Here is a 19,419-nt window from a genome sequence, read left to right on the forward strand (position 1 = left end):
AGGCATGAGCAAGTTTGAAGAAAGCAAACGAGATTGGTTTTTAACGGAGGCTGGGTACTTAGAAAACCTTGAGTACTTTCCTCGTGCTATGGCCGACCCCAAACTCAATGACCCCATCAACGACTTGAATGAGGAAAGATTTCACCGGAGCGGTTTGAGCTGGGACAAGTGCTACAACTCCGTCGAATACTTGATCCTCCTCTACTCCGCCGGCGAACCCGTCGAATCCCTGCGCGCCCCCGCCGATCAAGTCTTTGCCCAGTTCCATCGCCACAAAGAGATGTTCCCCGAATGGCAAATGCTTTACTGGGAACCCGACGCCTACCAATACACCTTGTGGCTGCTGGGATTGGCCGTCTTATTCAACAAGCCGCAAGAGGTGGTTCACATTCGCAGCTGGGTGGCGCAATGGACGGAAGAACGTGACCAAGACGATCCGCTGCTGTCCCTGCTGTTTGCACGTTATGGTGCCCCCGTCGGCCCCAGCCTGGACGGCCTGATGTTCGAGAAGCCCTACCAGCACCTCTTCGATGCCTTCACCGCGCCCGACAAGGCTCAGGCGCAAAAGTCGCTCACCGCCTACCTCAAAACCTGGTATCGCGGCATGAAGGACTGCTACTGGCATGACCGCCATAAAAACACCCGCCATGCCGTGCACTTTGGCTACTGGAGTTTTGAAGCCGGCATGGCCACCTTGCTGCTGGACCTGGACGATAGCGATTACCGCGAGATGCAGTTCTACCCCAAGGACTTGGTGGACTATGCCCGCATCCATGGCGCAGGCCTGCCGGTGGAACGCAAGCCCATCCTCGTCAAAACCGGCCAGCCCGCCCCACACAGCGGCCTCTACGCCGCCTTCGACGGGCTGGCGCCCGAGGTCAAGCGGGAGCGCGGCGAGTTGCTCCCCATGGCCGAAGACCTGATGGACCCCAAGCGGCCGCTGCGTGCCTTCACCTGGATCCTGCGCCAGCGCAGCGATGGTGGGTCGGTGGTGGCGTGAAGCCTGAGCGACGCAAGCGCATTGCCATCAAAAAATACCCTCAACTCAAGAACATCGTTTTGCCAAGGACCCAACCATGACCCCACAACTCCAACGCCCCACCGCCGCCTTTGTCGGCGCTTGCGTCTACATCACAGGCCAGTTCGTCCGAACGGGCCTCCGTTCGGAAATTCAACAAGAGCAAACGCAACGCCGAGCTGGTTTTGCCAAATGCAACAGGTTTGGCGCGGATTTCGCCGTTTCTCCTGGGAAGGAAAACGCAACAGCGATCCCGAAGTACCTGGTTTCGAACTTTCAAGGGTGCGCGTAGCCTCCCTTCATTTGCCAAATCGCGCCCTTCAGTCAGCGACAGCAGAAACCGGAACTTGAGCCAGAGGCAGGTGCATCTCAAACCCAGTGCAGCCATTGTCTGAGCGGACACAGATTTCACCGCCATGGGCCTCGACGATGGATTTGACGATGGCAAGCCCGAGCCCTGCGCCGTCGCCGTTGCGTTGCCTGGACGGGTCGACGCGGTAGAAACGATCAAAGAGATGCGGCAGATGTTCGGCGGCGATGGTGCCCCCGGGGTTTGACACCGTGATGATCGCCGCCGAGTGCTTCTGGCACAGCGACACGGTCACCGTCTGGCCACTGGCGGTATGACGGATGGCGTTGGACAACAGGTTGCTCAAAGCGCGCCGGAGCATCAATCGGTCACCGCGCACCGGTCGCATCTGGCCTGTGTATTTCAGTTGAACATGGCGCTCGTCGGCCCACGGTTCGAAATACTCAAACAAGGCGGCCAACTCTGACACCATGTCTACATCAACCCAATCGGGCTTGACCAGTTGGTTGTCGGTCTGTGCCAGATACAGCATGTCGCTGATCATCTTGGCCATGCGTTCGTACTCCTCCAAATTCGAGTAAAGCACTTCACGGTAGGCGTCCGCATCGCGGGCTTGGGACAGCAGGACCTGGGTTTGTGTTGTCAGATTGGTGATGGGGGTGCGCAATTCATGGGCGATATCGGCGGAGAAGTTGCTCAGTCGCTTGAAGTCTTGCTCGACGTGCGCCAGCATCGCGTTGAAAGAACCCGCCAAACCCGCCAACTCAATGGGGACTTTTTGGGGGTCCAACCGCAGGTCGAGCTGATTGGCTGAGATACCACGAATGCGGTCGCTCATCTCACGCAATGGTGCATGCCCACGGTAAACCGCCAGCCAAATTGCCCCAATGGCGAACAGCCCTGCCCCAGCCATGGCCATCCAGACCGTGCGCCGAAAGCTCACCAAAAAATGCTCATGAAAACCCGTGCCCGTGGCCACGACGAGGGTGTATTGCGGCGAGGATGCGGGCGTGCCGGGCACGCGCAACACGGCGCCTCGGTAAGACTGACCTTGTTCTTGCCAGGCCTGCAAATTTCCGGCATCTACACGGGGCATGGCAGGTTGTGTTTGTGCCAGGGCCGCCATCTCGGGGCCGGGTGTGGCAAACAGGGTGCGCCCTATGCTATCGGCCACGTGGTAGTACATGCCGTGGTGGCCGCTGACGGCACCCGCCAGTCGGTGGGCAATGTCTTGGTTGGGCGCCGCACTGGCCACAACTGCCGCGCCCACTACATCCGGCAGGCCGGACAGCACCTGCTCGACAGCATGCGCAACCACTTCAAGCTCTTCAACATCTTGCTGGATAAAGTGCTGCTCGATCGAGTGCTGGATGAGCCATCCCAAGCCCCAGAACATCAGCACGATGGCCAGGCCGATGGAAACCGTCAGGCGCAAGGCCAGGGAGCGGGGCCGGCGCCGCGCCAGGTCAAACACCATCTGGCGCCTCCAGGCGGTAGCCCATGCCGCGCACGGTGGTGATCAGTTTGGGCTCGAACGCGTCGTCGATCTTGGCGCGCAGACGGCGGATGGCCACGTCGATGACATTGGTGTCGCTGTCAAAGTTCATGTCCCAAACCTGGGATGCAATCAGCGAGCGCGGCAAGACTTCACCTTGGCGGCGCACCAACAACTCCAGCAAGGCAAACTCTTTTCCCGTGAGGTTGATGCGCACCGCGCCGCGCATCGCCCGGCGTTTGCTCAGGTCAAGCACGAGGTCGGCCACCTGCAGCCGATCGGACTGCACGGGCGTGCTTCCCCGGCGCAGCAGCGTGCGCACGCGTGCCAGCAGTTCGGCAAAGGCAAAGGGTTTGACCAGATAGTCGTCGGCCCCCAATTCCAGGCCTTTCACGCGGTCTTCAACGCTGTCTCGGGCAGTGAGGAACAACACGGGCGTCTGTTTTCCCGCTTCGCGAAGGGATTGCAGGATGCGCCAGCCGTCCACATCGGGCAGCATCACATCCAGCACGATCAGGTCATAGGGCTCGGTCATGGCCAGGTGATGTCCGTCCAGCCCCGTGCGTGCCAGGTCGACCACAAACGCGGCTTCCATCAGCCCTTGCCTGAGGTAGTCAGCGGTCTTGCTTTCATCCTCAACAACGAGCAATTTCACCAGGGAACTCCCACACACAACAGATAGACGACATGCAAATCACCGAAGCGGACATCGCACTGTAGCCAACGGCGGCTGTCTGACAGATGAGGTGCGCATTACAACATTGTCATGTTTGGGTCACCCGATTGTTGGGTGCGCTTGTGCATGATCGTGGCATTCCAAAATGGGATCAGTGAAAGAACGGCGGAAGAACGCGACATGGTGAGCAAGCGTAGACAGGCCCGAGCCGGATGGGTGACCGGCATTTTTCTCGGCCTGATGGCCGGGCCGCCGGTATTGGCGCAGACCCTCGCCCACGCGCTGGATGCCGCATGGGCTCGCTCGCCGCAGGCGGCTGCCTTGACTGCCCGACAAGCCGAGACACAGGCCGGTCTGGAGCTGGCCCGCGGCTTGACGCCCGGGCCTGCGTCCGTTTCCCTCAACCACTTGAACGACCGGCTCACCCAGAACATTGGCCGTCGGGAATGGGAGTTCGAGGTCGCCACGCCGCTTTGGTTGCCGGGACAAAGGCCCGCTCGCGAGTCCCTGGCAGAAAAGGTTTCAGTCGAATTGGAGGCCAGAACTGCGAGCCTGAAGTTGCAGTTGGCCGCCGACGTACGTGAAGCTTGGTGGCGGGTAGCCGCAGCACGCGACACCGCTGACTTGGCCCACCAGCGTTTGGACACCGCGCAGGCGCTGGAAAGCAGCATCCTGCGCCGATTCAAGGCCGGCGACCTCGCCCGCATGGACGCCAATCTGATCCAGACCGAGCGGCTGGCCGCCCAGGCCGAGGTGCTGGATGCCGATAGCGGCCTGCAGCAGGCGACGCAAGCCTATCGAGTTTTGACGGGCGCAGATGCACCGGCCTTGCTCCCGGCAGAACTGGCACAAACGCAAGGCGCGGTGGCCAATCATCCCCAAGTTCGAGCCTTGCAGGCCACCACAGCGGTGGCGCAAAGCCGACTGGCCGTGGTGGACGCCAGCCACCGCGATGCCCCCGAGCTGGCCGTGCGATGGACCCAACAACGCAGCGGCGACATGACGTCATCTGACCAGGCCGTGGGGGTGAAGCTGACGATTCCGCTGTCCTTTGGCGCTCGGATGCGTCAAGACAGCGCCGCAGCCCGGGCCGATCTTGTGCAGGCAGAGACCGAGTTGACCCTGGCTCAAACCCGCACGCAGCAAGAGCTGCTCAGGGCCCAAAGCGAGTTGGATATTGCCCAGCGCCAATGGGCTCTGGCGCAAGAGCGTCAGGCCTTGACCACCGACAACCTGACGCTGGCACAGCGATCCTTCGCCTTGGGTGAATCCGATCTGCCCAGCTTGTTGCGCGCCCGTGCCGCATCGCATGAAGCCTTGGCCTGGTTCAAACACCAAGAGACGGCTCGCGCGCTGGCGCAGTCTCGACTTCTTCAAGCCCAAGGGATGTTGCCTTGAAAAAAATCTTGATCGCCGGTGTGCTCGCAGGGGGCGTGCTTGCCACATCGTTGACATGGGCTCATGGCGGCGAGGACCATGGTGAACATGTGACCGCACCCGCCCAACGGGGACTGGCGCCACGCGCTACCGCGCAGACCGATGACTTCGAGTTGGTGCTGGTGTTAACAGGTACTCAGGCTACCGCCGAAGCCGGGAGTGCCCCCCCTCACCCTAACCCCGACCCTAGCCCTGACCCTAACTCACCACCCGTGCTGACCCTGTACCTGGATCGCTTTGCCACCAACGCGCCTGTTGACGGTGCCACGGTGGAGGTGGAAAGCGGTGCCTTCAAGGCCGTGGCCAAGCCGGTGGCGCCGGGTGTGTACGCCGTTGCCGGGCAACCCTTTGCCAAGCCGGGGCGCTATCCGCTGACCGTTTCTGTGCAGACCAGCGACGCCGCAGACCTGCTCGACGCCACGCTGCAGTACGAAGCGCCCCCGTCAGCGGTAGCTGTACCGGCCACTGCCCTGCCCTGGCGCAAATTTGCGGGCTGGGCAATTGGCTCGGCCCTGATGCTGATTTTCAGCGCAGGGGTGTGGCGCCATCGCCCAGCCCGTGCCTGATCGTTTGAAGAATGAGCTCATGAAAACGTCTCTCACTTACGCCGTACTGGTCAGCTTGGCCACCGCAGTAGCCACAACCGCAACATGGGCACACGGCGATGAAAGCCACGGCGATGCCAAGCCAAAGACGCAAACCATGGCGCAGCCCGCGGCAGCTACGGTGCCCTCCACCGATATCAGTGCTCCGCAACGCCAGCCCGACGGCAGCCTGTGGGTGCCCAAGGCCGTACAGCATCGGCTCGGCATTCAAACGCTGCTGGCGCAGACTCAAAGCCATGCGCTGGCCGTTGAATTGAATGGCCGCGTGCTGCCAGATCCAAATGCGGGCGGGCGTGTGCAGGCTTCGCAGGGCGGCCGTATCGAGGCCGGTCCTCAGGGCTTGCCGATGCTGGGGCAAACCGTACGCAAGGGGCAGGTACTGGCCTATTTGCGTCCCGCCACAAGCAGTTTGGACCGGGGCAATCAACAATCGGCGCTGGCTGAACTGGAGGCACAAGATGCAGTGGCCGAGCGCAAGCTCGCTCGCTATGAGCAGTTGGAGGGCGTGGTGCCGCAAAAGGACATTGAGGCGGCCCGGTACGAGCGGGATGCCCTCAAAAAGCGCCGCGCCGCCATCAGTGCCAGCGTGAATGCGCCGGAGGCGCTGGTGTCTCCGGTCAGCGGCATGGTGGCGGCCTCCGGTGTGGTCATCGGCCAGGTGGTTGATGCCAAAGACGTGCTCTTTGAGGTGGTCAACCCCAAGCAATTGGTGGTCGAGGCCCTGGCCTATGACGCGGCGCTCACCCAGGGTCTGGGCCAGGCCAGCGCCGCCCTGCCCGGTGGGGCGATGGCCTTGCAGTTCATTGGCGGTGGACGGCAACTGCGCGACCAGGCCATCCCCTTGCTGTTTCGCGTGACCCGTACCGATGTGCCGGTGGCCATCGGGCAAACGCTCAAGGTCACGGCCCAAACATCGCAAACCGCGCAAGGCGTCGCCGTGCCCCAAGCGGCACTGAGCCGCAACGCGGCGGGCGACGCCGTGGTCTGGCTGCACACGGGGCCTGAGCGCTTTGCCGCCAAGGTCGTACGCACCCAGCCGCTGGACGCACGCACGGTGGTCGTGACATCAGGCTTGAGCGAGCACGATCGCGTCGTGACCCAGGGCGCCAGCTTGCTGGCCCAGGTGCGTTGAACTTAGTGCGTTGAGCCAAGTGCGTTAATCCACCAAGCAACAAAAATACAAGAGACTGCCGTGTTTGATTTCTTGATTCATCACAGCCTCAAGCAGCGCTTGATCGTGCTGATCGTCTCCCTGCTTCTGGTGCTCTACGGCGTGCTGACCGTGCGCCAGATGCCGGTGGATGTTTTCCCCGACCTCAACAAGCCCACCGTCACCCTGTTGACCGAAGCCGGCGGCATGGCCCCCGAAGAGGTGGAGCAATTGGTGACCTTGCCCGTTGAGTCCAGCATGAACGGCATGCCGGGCGTAACGCGGGTGCGCTCGGTCTCCGGCGTTGGATTGTCGGTGGTCAACGTCGAGTTTGACTGGGGCTCTGACATCTACCGCAATCGTCAGCAGGTCAGTGAGCGGCTAAACCTGGTGCGTGACCAGTTGCCTCCCGGTGCTGTGCCGCAGTTGGGCCCAATCTCCTCCATCATGGGTGAGATCCTGCTGATCGCCCTGCCTGCCGATCCGGAAAAAGTGAGCCCGATGCAGGTGCGCGAGTATGCCGACTGGGTGATGCGGCCCCGCTTGCTGACCATCCCGGGTGTGGCCCAGGTGATACCGATGGGCGGTGAGGTTAGGCAATACCGGGTCGAGCTCAAACCGGAGCAACTGATGGCCTTGGGGGTGGAGCGAGAAAAGCTCGCCGCGGCCTTGCAGGACTTTGGCGCAAATACCAGCGGTGGCTTTCTGGAGGCCCACGGGCGCGAGTATTTGATTCGCCAGATCGGGCGCACCAGCCGCATCGAAGACCTGCAAAACCTCGTGGTCACGGTGCGCAACGGCCAAACCATTTTGCTCAAGCAATTGGCGGACGTGAAGATCGCTGCGGCCACCAAGCGCGGGGATGCCAGCTACAAGGGCAAGCCCGCCGTCATCTTGTCGGTACAAAAGCAGCCCGGCGCCGACAGCGTGACCGTCACCCGTGAGGTCGAAAAAGTCATGGGCGACTTGGCCGAAGCCCGTCCGCAGGGGTTGGCAGCGCCGCAGTTCTTGTTCAAGCAAGCAGACTTCATTGAGCACTCGGTGAGCAACGTTGAAGAGGCGTTGCGCGACGGCGCCATTCTGGTGGCTGTCGTGCTTTTCATGTTCTTGCTCAATGTGCGCACCACCGTCATCTCGCTGATGGCCATCCCCCTGTCGCTGCTGGTGACCGCGCAGGTGTTTCATGCCATGGGCCTGTCGATCAACACCATGACCTTGGGCGGCCTGGCCATTGCCATTGGCGAGTTGGTGGATGACGCAGTGGTGGGTGTCGAGAACGTGCTGCGCCGCTTGCGACTCAACCAGGGCCTGCCCTCGCCGCGCCCAGTGATCGAGGTTATCGCACACGCCACCTTGGAGGTGCGCTCGGCCATTGTGTACGCCACGTTAATCATCGTGCTGGTGTTCGCCCCCCTGTTCGTGTTGCCGGGCATCGAGGGTCGGCTGTTCACCCCCTTGGGTTGGGCTTACATCGTGTCCATTCTGGCCAGCATGCTGGTGTCGATCACGCTCACGCCGGTGATGGCGTACTACCTGCTGCCCAAACTCAAGCTGCAGGAGCATGGCGACAGCCCGCTGGTGCGCTGGCTCAAGCGCGGCGACACGCGCTTGTTGAATTGGTCCTTCCAGCACAGCCGCGTGTTGCTGCTGATAGCCGGCGCAGCGGTCACCGTGGCGGCTACCTCCCTGGCCTGGATGCCGCGCGCCTTCTTGCCACCCTTCAACGAGGGCACGCTCACGGTCAGTCTGCTGCTCAACCCCGGCACCTCTCTGGCAGAGTCCAATCGCATCGGCACCCTGGCCGAGCAAATCGTGGCCAGCGTGTCCGAAGTGACGCAGGTGGGCCGCCGCACCGGCCGTGCTGAGCTAGATGAACATGCCGAAGGCGTGCACTCCTCCGAGATGGACGTCGACCTCAAACCCTCGGCCCGCTCGCGGGAAGAAATCATTGCCGACTTGCGCCGCCGCTTGGCGGTGCTGCCCGCCGCGAGCAATGTGGGGCAGCCCATCTCGCACCGCCTGGACCACCTCTTGTCCGGTGTGCGCGCCCAGATTGCACTGAAGATTTACGGTGACGATCTGGACACCTTGCGAAGCTTGGCGGGCGACTTGCAATCGCGCCTTGGCCACATCCCCGGCGTGACCGACCTGCAGGTCGAAAAGCAGGTGCTGATCCCCCAAATCAAGATTCGCATCGACTATGACCAGGCCGCCCGCCTGGGTGTGGCGCCAGGCCATTTGCTGCGCTCGTTGCAGGAAATGATCGAGGGCGAGCGCATCACCCAAATCGTGGACGGCAACCGGCGCTTTGACCTGCTGGTGCGCCTGCCCGACAAGCAGCGTGGCGCCACCGATCTGGCCCAGCTGCTGGTTGAAACGCCCACGGGTCGGGTGCCGCTGTCCCAACTGGCGCAAATCGAGGAGGCCGATGGCCCCAACCAGATCAACCGTGAAAACGCCCGCCGGCGCATCATCATCTCGGCCAACACCGATGGCACCGACATGGCCTGGGTGGTGAAAGCCATCCGCAACGAAATTGCGGCCACGCCTTTGCCCGAGGGCTACTTCACCGCGCTAGAGGGGCAATTCCAGGCCCAGGAACAGGCGGCTCGGCTCATGGCGCTGCTGGCCAGCATCTCTCTGGTGTTGATTTTCATGGTGCTGTACAGCCGCTACCGCTCTGCGGTGCTAGCCGCCATCATCATGGGCAACATTCCGCTGGCCCTGGTCGGCAGTGTCCTGGCCTTGTGGATATCGGGCCAGGCCCTCTCGGTTGCCGCATGGGTGGGCTTCATCACCCTGACGGGCATAGCCACCCGCAACGGCATCCTCAAGATCAGCCACTACATCAACCTGTGTGCGCTGGAGGGCGAGCAATTCGGCCAGCCCATGATCGTGCGCGGCTCGCTTGAACGCCTCACGCCCGTGCTGATGACGGCCCTGGTGGCCGCGTTTGCCCTGGTGCCGCTCCTGATGTCGGCCAACGCGCCGGGCAAAGAGGTGCTGCACCCCGTGGCCGTGGTGATCTTTGGCGGCCTGATCAGCTCGACCGTGTTGGACACGGTGCTCACCCCCTTGATGTTTGGGCTCTGGGGGCGCAAGCCGCTGGCGCGTCTGTTGTGCGCCCACGCGGGCGAGAGCTTCTGACCGCATTGAAGCCAACGCAATTCTTGAAATTCAAAAAGGAATTCACCATGAAAACCATCAAAACCCTGGCCCTGGCTGCAGGCTTGATCTTGGGCTTGACGCCTTTGTCCCACGCGCATGACGACGCTTACCTGGACACGCAGACAGCACCGCATGGCGGCCAGTTGCGCATGGCGGCGGGTAGCCACTATGAACTGGTGGTGGTCAAAGACAGCACGGGCGCCAAGGACAAGCCCCTCGTGATCTATGTGACTGACCACGCCGGCACCAAAATTCCGACCGCGGGCGCATCCGGCTCGATCACCCTGCTGTCAGGCAAGACCAAAGTCAGCGCCGCGCTGACACCCGATGGCGACAACAAGCTAACGGGCCACGCGGTTTATGCCTCTACCCCCGATTTGAAGGCCGTGGTGAAGGTGAAACTGGCCGGGCAAGACGAGCAGCAGGCGCGCTTCACGCCATTGGCAACTCAGGCGACGAGCCATGAGGATCACAAGCATTGAGATGCCCCGCTCAGCGCCCTCGCGGGTCGCTTTTGATCCGTTAGCACCAACAAATTCAACGCTCATTGCGCGACGTCGGTGTGGTGGGCGAACTGCGTGGCCAAAAACCCCTCCCCTCGTTCCAACACAAAGTAACGAAACGCCTCAGCGGCGGGTGACAGCATCTTGGACAGGGTGTTGACCACATGCCAGGCGCGCAGCACCGGCGCGCCTTGCACGTCCAGCACGGCGATCAGGCGGTTGTCCAGTTCCAGGCCCAGGGTGTGCAGGGACAGAAAGCTCAGGCCCATGCCGGCCATCACGGCTTGCTTGATGGTTTCGTTGCTGGACATCTCCATGGTCACGCGGGGCGCGACATGGGCGTCGGCAAAAAACTTCTCCAGCGCATTGCGGGTGCCTGAGCCGGGCTCGCGCATGATGAAGCCCTGGTCGCGCAGCTCCTCGGCAGAGATGGTTTCGGCCCGTGCCAGCGGGTGATCGACGGCAGCCACAAACACATGGGGGTGGGCGGCAAAGGGCTCGGCCCGTGTGGCTAACTCCTTAGGTGGGCGGCCCATGATGGCGATGTCTACCTCGCCGCCATGCAGCATCTTGACCAGCTGCTCGCGGTTGCCCACGGCCAGGCGTATGTCCACGCCCTCATGCTCGCGGCGGAACTCGGCCAGCAGGCGGGGCAAAAAATACTCGGCCGTGCTGACCATGCCGATGATGAGCTGGCCGGCTTCGAGCTTTTGCAGGCGGGCACTGGCGTCCTCGGCGTCCTTCAGCGTGGCGAGGATTTTGCGGGCGTAGACCAGCATGTATTCACCCACCGTGGTCAGTGTGACCTGGCGGCCACTGCGGTCAAACAAGGGCATGCCCACATGGCCCTCCAGCTCGCGGATCTGCATGGTCACCGCCGGCGGCGTGAGGTGCAGGCTTTGCGCGGCCTTGGCAAAACTGAGCTGGCGCGCCACTTCGCTGAACACGCGCAGCTGGCGGAAAGTGGCGTTCTTCATTCAGCAATTCCTTAAGCGAAATTCAAATATTGATGAATTTACTTTATTTGCGCTGATTTTTACATTGGGTCCATCGCCACCCCCGCCCACCCAGGAGCCATTGATGAGCGCAGACACCACGACCCACATCACTGACGCCAAAAAGCGCTACAGCGCCGGCGTTTTGAAGTACCGCCAGATGGGCTATTGGATGCCCGACTATGTGCCCAAGGACACCGACACCCTGTGCCTGTTCCGCATCACCCCGCAAGAGGGTGTGGACCCCGAGGAGGCCGCCGCCGCCGTGGCCGGCGAGTCCAGCACCGCCACCTGGACGGTGGTGTGGACCGACCGCCTGACCGCCTGCGACAGCTACCGTGCCAAGGCCTACAAAGTGGTGCCCGTGCCCAATAACCCGGGCCAGTATTTCGCCTATGTGGCTTATGACCTGATCCTGTTCGAAGAGGGCTCCATCGCCAACATGACGGCCAGCCTGATCGGCAATGTGTTCAGCTTCAAGCCGCTGAAGGCCGCCCGGCTGGAGGACATTCGCATCCCTGTGGCCTACGTCAAAACCTTCAAGGGCCCACCCACCGGCCTGGTTGTGGAGCGCGAGCGCCTGGACAAATTTGGCCGCCCCCTCCTGGGCGCCACCACCAAGCCCAAGCTGGGCCTGAGTGGCCGCAACTATGGCCGCGTGGTGTATGAAGGGCTGAAGGGCGGCCTGGACTTCATGAAGGACGACGAGAACATCAACAGCCAGCCCTTTATGCACTGGCGCGACCGCTTTCTGTTTGTGATGGACGCCGTCAACAAGGCCAGCGCCGAGACCGGTGAGGTCAAGGGCAGCTACCTCAACATCACCGGCGCCACCATGGAGGATATGTATGAGCGCGCCGAGTTCGCCAAAGACCTGGGCTCGGTGATCGTGATGGTGGACCTGGTGATTGGCTGGACGGCCATCCAGAGCATGGCCAACTGGTGCCGCAAGAACGACATGCTGATGCATATGCACCGTGCCGGCCACGGCACCTACACACGGCAGAAGAACCATGGCGTGAGCTTCCGCGTCATCGCCAAATGGCTGCGCCTGGCCGGTTGCGACCATCTGCACACCGGCACGGCAGTCGGCAAGCTGGAAGGCGACCCCATGACCGTGCAAGGCTATTACAACGTCTGCCGCGACAGCTATACCAAGACCGATCTGCCGCGCGGCCTCTACTTTGACCAGGACTGGGCCGATTTGAAAAAGGTCATGCCCGTGGCCTCGGGCGGCATCCATGCCGGCCAGATGCACCAACTGCTGGACCTGTTTGGTGACGACGTGATCATGCAATTTGGCGGCGGCACCATCGGCCACCCCATGGGCATACAGGCCGGTGCCGTGGCCAACCGCGTGGCGCTGGAAACCATGGTCAAGGCCCGCAACGAGGGCCGCAACATTCTGGCCGAAGGCCCGTCCATCCTGCGCGATGCGGCCCGCCATTGCAGCCCGCTGAAAGCAGCGCTGGATACCTGGGGCGAGATCTCGTTCAACTACGAGAGCACCGACACCAGCGACTACGCCGTCACCCCCAATCTTGCCTAAGGAATTCCACCATGATGACCAACCCCATCGGCCACATCACCCAAGGCCAGTTCAGTTTTCTGCCGCCGCTGACAGACGCAGAAATCGCCATGCAGATCAACTACGGCCTGGCCAAGGGCTATGCCTGGAGCATCGAGTACACCGATGACCCCCACCCCCGCAACACCTACTGGAGCATGTATGGCAACCCCATGTTCGACCTGCATGACGCCGCCGCCGTGATGCTGGAGCTGAACGCCTGCCGCAAGGCCGTGCCCCACCAGTACATACGCCTGATGGCTTTTGATTCCACCCGGGGCATCGAAACCATCGCCATGAGCTTCATCGTCAACCGCCCGGACCGCGAGCCCGGCTTCATGCTGGAGCGCCAAGAGGTGAACGGCCGCAGCCTGCGCTACACCACCCGCGGCTATGGCGCCAACCAGCCCGAGGGCGAGCGCTACGGCACGGGTGGCAAGACCTGACCCTCTTGAATTTCCGTAACCCGTAACCCGTAGGTTGGAGTGAGCACCGCGAACTCCAACAACGACCTTCGCCACGGTGCAATGTTGGAGTTCGCTCACGCTCACTCCAACCTACGCCGAACTCCAAACAAAAGAGCACCCCATGTCCACCCCGCTCTACGCCATCCCCGGTAGCACGCCGGCCCAGCCCGAGACAGCGGCCACGCCCGAGGCCGCTGCCCTCAGCCAGGCCCGCTCGGTGGCCGCCGTGCTGGCCGACACACAGATTGAGAACGTGTTGCAGGAGTTGGACGAAGAGTTGGTGGGGCTGGCCAGCGTGAAGGCGCGCATACGCGATATTGCGGCGCTCTTGGTCATCGACAAGCTGCGCCTCAACTTCGGCCTGGCCGCCCAGGCGCCGGGCCTGCATATGTGCTTCACCGGCAACCCCGGCACCGGCAAGACCACGGTCGCCCAGCGCATGGCCACCATCCTGCATCGCCTGGGTTATGTGCGCAAAGGCCATCTGGTCTCGGTGACGCGTGACGACCTGGTGGGCCAGTACATCGGCCACACAGCGCCCAAGACCCGCGAGGTCATTAAAAAGGCCATGGGCGGCGTGCTCTTCATCGACGAGGCCTACTACCTCTACCGCCCCGAGAACGAGCGCGACTACGGCCAGGAGGCCATCGAGATCTTGCTGCAAATGATGGAGAACCACCGCGACGACCTGGTTGTGATCCTGGCCGGCTACGCCGACCGCATGGACACCTTCTTCCAGTCCAACCCCGGCATGCGCTCGCGCATTGCCCATCACCTGGAATTCCCCAATTACAGCGGGCCCGAGCTGATGCAAATTGCCGAGCAAATGCTCAGGGCACAGAACTACCGCTTCGGCGTGGGCGCAGCCGCTGCTTTTCAGCGTTACCTGGACCTGCGCCTGGCCCAGCCCCAGTTTGCCAACGCCCGCAGCGTGCGCAACGCCCTGGATCGCATGCGCTTGCGCCAGGCCAGCCGCCTGTTTGCCGACCCCACGCGCGAACTCAGCGCCGAGGAACTGAGCACCGTGGAGGCGGCGGACATCCTGGCCAGCAGCCTTTTCAACACCGAGGGAGCGAGCGATGCTGCAAGCCCTGATTTTTGACGTTGACGGCACCCTGGCCGACACCGAGGAGGCCCACCGCCAGGCCTTCAACAAGGCCTTTGCCAGCCTCAAGCTGGGCTGGCACTGGGACGCCGCCCTCTACACCCGCTTGCTCAAAGTGGCCGGCGGCAAGGAGCGCATCGCGCATTTCTGGCAAACCCATGACCCCGACACCGCCGCCGGCCCCTGGGCCCGCGACTGCATCGCCAGCGTCCACGCCCTGAAGACCCGCTACTACACCGCCCAGCTGGCCGACAGCGGCCTGCCCCTGCGCGCCGGTGTGCTGGAGCTGCTGGAGCAGGCCCGCCAGAACGACGTACCCCTGGCCCTGGCCACCACCACCACCACACCGGCCAATCTGGACGCCCTGCTGCGCCGGCCCCTGGGCTCGGACTGGCGGCGCTGGTTTGCCGCCATTGGCGACGGCGCCAGCGCCCCGCGCAAAAAACCCGACCCCCTGGTCTACCGCCAGGTGCTGGAACAGCTAGGCCTGCCCGCCAGCGCCTGCCTGGCCATCGAGGATTCTGAAATCGGCCTGAACGCCGCCCATGCCGCCGGGCTGCGCTGCTATGTCTCGCCCACCGCTTTTACCCAGGGCCAGAACTTCGCCCGCGCCTGGCAGCTGCATGCCGGTGGCGAGGCTGCGCCCCTGCCCTCTCTAAGCCAGCTGCGCCAGCGCTTTGCTGCGGCCCGGCCTGAATTTGCAACCTCCTGAAAGCCCATCATGCCTCTGACCGGACGCAAGACCCTGACCCAGTACCTGATCGAGCAGCGCCGCCGCTTCCCTCAGGCCAGTGGCGACTTCAATGCCCTGATCCTTGACGTGGCCATGGCCTGCAAGGCGATTGCCCGCGCCGTGGGCAAGGGCGCGCTGGCCGGCAGCCATGGCGCCCAGACCACCGAGCTGGGCGGCAAAAGCATCAATGTGCAGGGCGAGACTCAACAAAAGCTGGACGTGCTGGCTAACGATTATTTTCTGCGCATCACCGAGTGGAGCGGCCACCTCGCCGGCATGGCCTCGGAGGAGCTGGAGGAGCCCTATCAAATCCCCGCCCAGTTCGCGCGCGGCAAATACCTGCTGGTCTTCGACCCGCTGGACGGCTCCAGCAATATCGACGTCAACCTCACCGTGGGCAGCATCTTCAGTGTCTTGCGCGCGCCCAACCCTGACGCGGCCTTGAGCGAGCAAGACTTTTTGCAGCCCGGCAACCAGCAAGTCGCCGCCGGCTACGCCCTCTACGGCCCCAGCACCATGTTTGTGCTGAGCGTGGGCGACGGCGTGGCGGGCTTCACCCTGGACACCGATCTGGGCGAATTCATGCTCACCCACCCGCGCATGCAAATCCCCGCCACCACGCAAGAGTTCGCCATCAACGCCTCCAACGCCCGCTTCTGGGAGGCCCCGGTCAAGCGCTATGTGGACGAATGCCTGGCCGGCAAATCGGGCCCACGCGAGAAGGATTTCAATATGCGCTGGATAGCGTCCATGGTGGCCGAGGCCCACCGCATCCTGACCCGGGGCGGCGTCTTCCTCTACCCGCGTGACAGCAAAGACGCCAGCAAACCCGGCCGCCTGCGCCTGCTGTACGAGGCCAACCCCATAGGCTTTTTGATCGAGCAGGCCGGTGGCCGCGCCAGCACGGGCCGCAAGCCCATGCTGGACGAACAACCTAGCCAGCTGCATCAGCGCATAGGCCTGGTCTTTGGCTCCAGGAACGAGGTGGAGCGCATTGAGCGCTACCACGCCGAGCCCCTGCCCAAGCATGACGACAACCCGCTGTTCAGCGAGCGCAGCTTATTTCGCGCTTGAAATGAAGCCCCTCGTCCAATCGCGCCTCGCTGAACGCGGCCGCGACCGGCCGGTCCCCCAGGGGGACGGCGGTGCTCGCGGGGTTTGCCCCGCGAGCACGCGCCCAAGCGGGCCGGCTTGGGGCGGCCCGGCGCTCGGCCCGCAATGCCTGCATCGCGCGCCTTGGTCTATTGAAGCCTTTCCACACTAACCAGTCGGACCCCACCATGTCAGTTCGCCACCCCATCATCGCCATCACCGGCTCCTCGGGCGCCGGCACCACCTCGGTGACGCGTACCTTCGAGAACATCTTCCGGCGCGACAATGTGCGCGCCGCCCTGATCGAGGGCGACAGCTTCCACCGCTACGACCGCCTGGAGATGAAGCGCCGCCAGGCCGAGGCCGAAGCCAAGGGCGACCAGCACTTCAGCCACTTCGGCCCGGAGAACAATCTCTTCGCCGAGCTGGAGGCGCTGTTCTCCGACTACGCCCGCACCGGCCGCGGCCAGCACCGCAAATACCTGCACAACGCGCAAGAGGCCGCGCCCTACCAGCAAGAGCCCGGCACCTTCACGCCCTGGCAAGACCTGACCCCCAACACCGACCTGCTGTTCTACGAGGGCCTGCACGGCGCCGTCGTCACGCCCGAGCTGAACATCGCCCAGCACCCCGACCTGCTGATCGGCGTGGTGCCCGTCATCAATCTGGAGTGGATTCAAAAGCTCTGGCGCGACAAGTCCAGCCGCGGCTACAGCACCGAGGCCGTGACTGACACCATTCTGCGCCGCATGCCCGACTATGTGCACTACATCTGCCCGCAGTTCGCGCAAACCCATGTGAACTTCCAGCGCGTGCCTTGCGTCGATACCTCTAACCCCTTTATTGCACGGGAGATTCCGGCGCCCGACGAGAGCATGGTGGTGATCCGCTTTGCCCAGCCCAAGGGCATCGATTTCCCCTACCTGCTCAATATGATTCACAACAGCTTCATGTCGCGCGCCAACACCATCGTCGTGCCCGGCGGCAAGATGGAGCTGGCCATGCAGCTGATCTTCACCCCCTTCATCTGGCGCATGATGGAGCGGCGCAACAAGGCCATCGCCTCGGAAGGAGGCCTGGCATGAAAAGCACGTCGCTCGATTTGAATCGCATGGCCGACGCCCTGCGCTTTCTGGCCGTGGACGCGGTGGAGAAGTCCAACTCCGGCCACCCCGGCGCGCCCCTGGGCATGGCCGAGATGGCCACCGTGCTGTGGAGCCGCCACCTCAAGCACAACCCCGCCAACCCCGGCTGGCCGGACCGTGACCGCTTTGTGCTCTCCAACGGCCACGCCTCCATGCTGCTCTATGCCCTGCTGCACCTCAGCGGCTACGACATGCCGGCGGCCGAGCTGCAACGCTTTCGCCAGCTGCACAGCCGCACGCCGGGCCACCCCGAGCATGGCCTGACCCCCGGCGTTGAAACCACCACCGGCCCCCTGGGCCAGGGCCTGGCCAATGCCGTGGGCATGGCCTTGGCCGAGAAGCTGCTGGCGGCCGAGTTCAACCGCCCCGGCCATGCCGTGGTCAACCACCTCAGCTATGTTTTTGTGGGCGATGGCTGCCTGATGGAAGGCATCAGCCACGAGGTTTGCAGCCTGGCCGGCACGCTGCGCCTGTCCAAGCTGGTGGTGCTGTATGACGACAACGGCATCTCCATCGACGGCCATGTGCAGGGCTGGTTCAGCGATGACACAGCGGCGCGCTTCCGCGCCTATGGCTGGCACGTCATTGGCCAGGTCAACGGCCATGACCCCAAGGCCGTGGACGCGGCCCTGCAAGCCGCCCGCGAGCAGGCCCAAAAACCCGATGGCAGACCCACGCTGATCTGCTGCAAAACCGTCATCGGCAAGGGTGCGCCCACCAAGGCCGGCGGCCACGAGGTGCATGGTGCGCCCCTGGGCAAGGCCGAAACCCAGGCCATGCGCGAGGCGCTGGACTGGACGGCCGCGCCCTTCGAGACTCCGCCTGAACTGGCCGCTAGCTGGTCGGCGCTGGAGCGTGGCCGCACGGCCGAGCAAGTCTGGCGCCTGCGCTTTGAGGCCTACCGCAGCGAACACCCCGAGCTGGCCGCCGAGCTGGAGCGGCGCTGGGCCGGCACCCTGCCCGACAGCTTTGTGGAGAATCTCCCCGCCCGCCTGGCCGCCCTGTGCGAGAACACCCAGGCCCTGGCCACACGCAAATCCAGCCAGCTCACGCTAGACGCCCTGGCCCCCCTGCTACCCGAAATCTTCGGCGGCAGCGCCGACCTGACGGGCTCCAATCTGACCAATTTCAAAGGCTGCGTCATCGCCGGCCGCGACCAGGCCGGCAACCACCTCAGCTACGGCGTGCGCGAATTCGGCATGGCCGCCATGATGAACGGCATGGCCTTGCACGGCGGCTTCATTCCCTACGGCGGCACCTTCCTCACCTTCAGCGACTACAGCCGCAATGCCATCCGCATGGCCGCGCTGATGAGGCAACAAGTCATCCACGTCTTCACCCATGACAGCATAGGCTTGGGTGAAGACGGCCCCACCCACCAGGCGGTGGAGCAAGTGCCCAGCTTGCGCCTCATCCCCGGCCTGGATGTGTGGCGGCCCTGCGATCTGCAAGAGACCGCTCAGGCTTGGAGTCAGGCCCTGCAGCGCCGCACGGGGCCCAGCGCCCTGGTGCTGTCGCGCCAGAACCTGCCCGCGCTGAGCCGGCCCGAGCAGGCTGAGGCCATACAGCGCGGCGGCTATGTTTTGCGTGATGCGGCGCAGCCGCGCGCCGTCATCATCGCCACCGGCTCCGAGGTACAGCTGGCCGTGCAGGCGCAAGAGCAGCTGGCCGCCTTGGGGCTGGCCGTGCGCGTGGTCTCCATGCCTTGCAGCAGCCGCTTTGATGCGCAAAGCCTGGCCTACCAGGAAGAGGTCTTGCCCCTGGCCCTGCCGGCCGTGGCCATCGAGGCTGCTCAGCCCGACTTCTGGCGCAAATACGTGGGCCGCCAAGGCGCCGTCATCGGCATGCAGACCTTTGGCGAATCGGCCCCGGCGCCCGAGCTGTACCGCCATTTCGGCATCACCGCCGAGGCCGTGGTGCTGGCGGTGCGCGGACTTTTGAAACTTTGAATCT

Annotated in this window: 16 protein-coding genes; 13 read left to right on the forward strand and 3 right to left on the reverse strand. The window is 63.5% G+C overall.

What is annotated here, in order from left to right:
* The first annotated feature begins 4 nt into the window (after window positions 1-4).
* Window positions 5-1,000: a PoNe immunity protein domain-containing protein gene (locus tag PRZ01_RS12980; RefSeq protein ID WP_273597223.1), complete on the forward strand. Its 996-nt coding sequence runs from the start codon at window positions 5-7 to the stop codon at window positions 998-1,000.
* A gap of 338 nt (window positions 1,001-1,338) precedes the next feature.
* Here PRZ01_RS12980 and PRZ01_RS12985 read toward each other — a convergent pair whose 3' ends face one another.
* On the reverse strand, window positions 1,339-2,805 hold the full coding sequence (locus PRZ01_RS12985) for a Cu(+)/Ag(+) sensor histidine kinase (protein WP_273597224.1): 1,467 nt from the start codon (window positions 2,803-2,805) through the stop codon (window positions 1,339-1,341).
* Window positions 2,795-3,478 (reverse strand): heavy metal response regulator transcription factor, encoded by a 684-nt coding sequence (locus PRZ01_RS12990; RefSeq protein ID WP_273597225.1) that lies wholly within the window; start codon window positions 3,476-3,478, stop codon window positions 2,795-2,797. The genes PRZ01_RS12985 and PRZ01_RS12990 overlap by 11 nt, the downstream gene beginning before the upstream one ends.
* Before the next feature lie 204 nt (window positions 3,479-3,682).
* Here PRZ01_RS12990 and PRZ01_RS12995 point away from each other — a divergent pair, with 204 nt between their 5' ends.
* Genes PRZ01_RS12995 through PRZ01_RS13015 form a run of 5 tightly spaced genes read left to right on the forward strand, consistent with a single transcriptional unit; the run spans window position 3,683 to window position 10,341 of the window.
* Window positions 3,683-4,897, forward strand: coding sequence for a TolC family protein (locus PRZ01_RS12995; protein ID WP_273597226.1), 1,215 nt, complete (start codon window positions 3,683-3,685; stop codon window positions 4,895-4,897).
* The gene (locus tag PRZ01_RS13000) at window positions 4,894-5,502 is read left to right on the forward strand and encodes a hypothetical protein (RefSeq protein ID WP_273597227.1); all 609 of its coding nucleotides are present in this window, start codon (window positions 4,894-4,896) and stop codon (window positions 5,500-5,502) included. The genes PRZ01_RS12995 and PRZ01_RS13000 overlap by 4 nt, the downstream gene beginning before the upstream one ends.
* A 19-nt stretch (window positions 5,503-5,521) precedes the next feature.
* Window positions 5,522-6,673: an efflux RND transporter periplasmic adaptor subunit gene (locus PRZ01_RS13005; protein ID WP_273597229.1), complete on the forward strand. Its 1,152-nt coding sequence runs from the start codon at window positions 5,522-5,524 to the stop codon at window positions 6,671-6,673.
* A 60-nt stretch (window positions 6,674-6,733) separates the two neighbouring features.
* Complete coding sequence (locus PRZ01_RS13010; protein WP_273597230.1) at window positions 6,734-9,838, forward strand: efflux RND transporter permease subunit; 3,105 nt, start codon at window positions 6,734-6,736, stop codon at window positions 9,836-9,838.
* Window positions 9,839-9,885: 47 nt separating this feature from the next.
* Window positions 9,886-10,341 (forward strand): hypothetical protein, encoded by a 456-nt coding sequence (locus PRZ01_RS13015; RefSeq protein WP_273597231.1) that lies wholly within the window; start codon window positions 9,886-9,888, stop codon window positions 10,339-10,341.
* Between the two features lie 62 nt (window positions 10,342-10,403).
* Here PRZ01_RS13015 and PRZ01_RS13020 read toward each other — a convergent pair whose 3' ends face one another.
* Entirely contained in the window at window positions 10,404-11,339 is a 936-nt protein-coding gene (locus PRZ01_RS13020; RefSeq protein ID WP_273597232.1) for a LysR family transcriptional regulator, read from the reverse strand.
* Between the two features lie 103 nt (window positions 11,340-11,442).
* Here PRZ01_RS13020 and PRZ01_RS13025 point away from each other — a divergent pair, with 103 nt between their 5' ends.
* The 7 genes from PRZ01_RS13025 (at window position 11,443) to tkt (ending at window position 19,415) form a co-directional block, all read left to right on the forward strand.
* Window positions 11,443-12,906, forward strand: a complete 1,464-nt coding sequence (locus PRZ01_RS13025) for a form I ribulose bisphosphate carboxylase large subunit (protein WP_273597233.1) — start codon at window positions 11,443-11,445, stop codon at window positions 12,904-12,906.
* A gap of 11 nt (window positions 12,907-12,917) precedes the next feature.
* Entirely contained in the window at window positions 12,918-13,370 is a 453-nt protein-coding gene (locus PRZ01_RS13030; RefSeq protein ID WP_273597234.1) for a ribulose bisphosphate carboxylase small subunit, read from the forward strand.
* A 142-nt stretch (window positions 13,371-13,512) separates the two neighbouring features.
* Window positions 13,513-14,493, forward strand: coding sequence for a CbbX protein (gene cbbX, locus PRZ01_RS13035; RefSeq protein WP_273597235.1), 981 nt, complete (start codon window positions 13,513-13,515; stop codon window positions 14,491-14,493).
* On the forward strand, window positions 14,471-15,208 hold the full coding sequence (locus tag PRZ01_RS13040; protein ID WP_273597236.1) for an HAD-IA family hydrolase: 738 nt from the start codon (window positions 14,471-14,473) through the stop codon (window positions 15,206-15,208). Before cbbX ends, PRZ01_RS13040 begins: the two co-directional genes overlap by 23 nt.
* 9 nt (window positions 15,209-15,217) lie before the next feature.
* Entirely contained in the window at window positions 15,218-16,303 is a 1,086-nt protein-coding gene (locus PRZ01_RS13045; RefSeq protein WP_273597237.1) for a class 1 fructose-bisphosphatase, read from the forward strand.
* Between the two features lie 206 nt (window positions 16,304-16,509).
* Window positions 16,510-17,406 (forward strand): phosphoribulokinase, encoded by an 897-nt coding sequence (locus PRZ01_RS13050; RefSeq protein ID WP_273597238.1) that lies wholly within the window; start codon window positions 16,510-16,512, stop codon window positions 17,404-17,406.
* Window positions 17,403-19,415, forward strand: coding sequence for a transketolase (gene tkt, locus PRZ01_RS13055; protein WP_273597239.1), 2,013 nt, complete (start codon window positions 17,403-17,405; stop codon window positions 19,413-19,415). The genes PRZ01_RS13050 and tkt overlap by 4 nt, the downstream gene beginning before the upstream one ends.
* Window positions 19,416-19,419: the final 4 nt, after the last annotated feature.

The organism is Roseateles koreensis (assembly GCF_028595305.1).
GTDB classification, from domain to species: Bacteria; Pseudomonadota; Gammaproteobacteria; order Burkholderiales; family Burkholderiaceae_C; genus Paucibacter_A; species Paucibacter_A koreensis.

Coding starts and splice junctions, on each gene's coding strand:
- PRZ01_RS13050 (WP_273597238.1), top strand. CDS start 16,510: ATGTCAGTTCGCCACCCCATCATCGCCATCACCGGCTCCTCGGGCGCC.
- PRZ01_RS13045 (WP_273597237.1), top strand. CDS start 15,218: ATGCCTCTGACCGGACGCAAGACCCTGACCCAGTACCTGATCGAGCAG.
- PRZ01_RS13030 (WP_273597234.1), top strand. CDS start 12,918: ATGATGACCAACCCCATCGGCCACATCACCCAAGGCCAGTTCAGTTTT.
- PRZ01_RS13005 (WP_273597229.1), top strand. CDS start 5,522: ATGAAAACGTCTCTCACTTACGCCGTACTGGTCAGCTTGGCCACCGCA.
- PRZ01_RS12985 (WP_273597224.1), bottom strand. CDS start 2,805: ATGGTGTTTGACCTGGCGCGGCGCCGGCCCCGCTCCCTGGCCTTGCGC.
- tkt (WP_273597239.1), top strand. CDS start 17,403: ATGAAAAGCACGTCGCTCGATTTGAATCGCATGGCCGACGCCCTGCGC.
- PRZ01_RS13040 (WP_273597236.1), top strand. CDS start 14,471: ATGCTGCAAGCCCTGATTTTTGACGTTGACGGCACCCTGGCCGACACC.
- cbbX (WP_273597235.1), top strand. CDS start 13,513: ATGTCCACCCCGCTCTACGCCATCCCCGGTAGCACGCCGGCCCAGCCC.
- PRZ01_RS13020 (WP_273597232.1), bottom strand. CDS start 11,339: ATGAAGAACGCCACTTTCCGCCAGCTGCGCGTGTTCAGCGAAGTGGCG.
- PRZ01_RS13015 (WP_273597231.1), top strand. CDS start 9,886: ATGAAAACCATCAAAACCCTGGCCCTGGCTGCAGGCTTGATCTTGGGC.
- PRZ01_RS12980 (WP_273597223.1), top strand. CDS start 5: ATGAGCAAGTTTGAAGAAAGCAAACGAGATTGGTTTTTAACGGAGGCT.
- PRZ01_RS13025 (WP_273597233.1), top strand. CDS start 11,443: ATGAGCGCAGACACCACGACCCACATCACTGACGCCAAAAAGCGCTAC.